The following is an 830-nucleotide window of genomic DNA, read 5'->3' on the forward strand; positions in this document are numbered from 1 at the left end:
GCTGGGCGGCGGGTCGCCGGTGGGGTCGGACCGTGCCGGCAGGTCGACGGCGGGCGGCGCGGACGGCGACTCAGGCAACGCCGCCGACCATCTCGTACCCCGCCTCGCCGACAGCCGCGCGGACGGACTCCACCGGCAGCGGGGCCGCGCTGGTGACCGTGGCCGTCCCGCCCACCAGGTCGACCCGGACCTCCTCGACGCCGGGCAGGGCGGACAGCTCCTCGGTCACCGCCCGGACGCAGTGTTCGCAGGTCATCCCGGTCACGGTGTACGTCTGGACGACGGGTCGCTGCTCGGTCATGGCCCCACGGTACCGCCGGCCCGGACCGCCGCCGACCACGGCCGCGCGGACGGTGGTCCGGCTCGCATCCCGGGTGTTAAGCGGGGCCCCTTGCACTACCGGAGGCGTTAAGAAGGTGCCCTTCCTTGCGCACGGGGCTCAGCCTGCGACGGCGAGCGCCAGCGGCAGCACGTCCGGCGCGCCGGCGCGCCGCAGCAGGCGCGCCACCATGCTCATCGTCCAGCCCGAGTCGACGAGGTCGTCGACGAGCAGCACCGGCCCGTCCAGCCCGGGCAGCGCGTCGACCAGCTCGTCCGGCAGGCGGAAGGCGTCGTGCAGCGCGCGTACCCGCTGGGCGCTGTTGCCGCGCGGCCCGCCGGGCCCGGCCGGACCGGTCGGGACGACCTGCCCGAGCAGCGGCAACCGGCCCACCGTGGCGATCCGTTCGGCGAGCGAGCCGACCAGCAGCGGCCGGGTCCGGGAGCCGACCGCGACCACACCGGCCGGGCGGCGGGGCCACGGGTCGTCGCCGTGCGCCCACGCCTTGAGC

General features: G+C 77.0%; 1 protein-coding gene and 1 pseudogene. Both read right to left on the reverse strand.

The genetic code is table 11. The features are described 5' to 3' along the window. Positions 1-70: 70 nt before the first annotated feature. Positions 71-301: a heavy-metal-associated domain-containing protein gene (locus tag HUW36_RS33685; RefSeq protein ID WP_174531682.1), complete on the reverse strand. Its 231-nt coding sequence runs from the start codon at positions 299-301 to the stop codon at positions 71-73. 138 nt (positions 302-439) lie between these two features. Continuing rightward, positions 440-830, reverse strand: a pseudogene (locus HUW36_RS33690) (recombinase RecQ); the annotation flags it as partial.

The sequence above is a fragment of the Micromonospora maritima genome, assembly GCF_902825405.1.
Lineage (GTDB): Bacteria > Actinomycetota > Actinomycetes > Mycobacteriales > Micromonosporaceae > Micromonospora > Micromonospora maritima.

Coding starts and splice junctions, on each gene's coding strand:
- HUW36_RS33685 (WP_174531682.1), bottom strand. CDS start 301: ATGACCGAGCAGCGACCCGTCGTCCAGACGTACACCGTGACCGGGATG.